1 pseudogene is annotated in these 363 nt (G+C 67.5%); it reads left to right on the top strand.

The window, feature by feature from the left end:
• Positions 1 to 363 (top strand): annotated as a pseudogene (locus R5H29_RS14240) (excinuclease ABC subunit C); the annotation flags it as partial.

Raw genomic sequence — 363 nt, 5'->3', positions numbered from 1 at the left:
AGCCACATCATGGGCACCAACGCCTATGGCGTGATGATCGTGGCCGGCCGGGAAGGCTTCATGAAGAACGCCTATCGTAAATACGCGATCAAGGGTCCCATCACCCCCGGCGACGACTTCGCCATGATGCGCGAGGTCATGGAACGCCGCTTCGGCCGGGCGCTCAAAGCGCAGGACGCCGGCGAAGACCCCGGCCTCCCCGATCTCGTCCTCATCGACGGCGGCGCCGGCCAATTCTCCGCCGCCAGCACGGTGCTGGCCGATCTCGGCGTCACCAACGTCCCCCTCGTCGCCATCGCCAAGGGCCCCGACCGCGACGCCGGCCGCGAATGGTTCCACACCGCAACCAAGCCGCCCTTCCAG

Source organism: Stenotrophomonas sp. A3_2 (assembly GCF_036624925.1).
GTDB lineage: Bacteria > Pseudomonadota > Gammaproteobacteria > Xanthomonadales > Xanthomonadaceae > Stenotrophomonas > Stenotrophomonas hibiscicola.
This window is presented reverse-complemented; position numbering and strand designations above follow the sequence as displayed.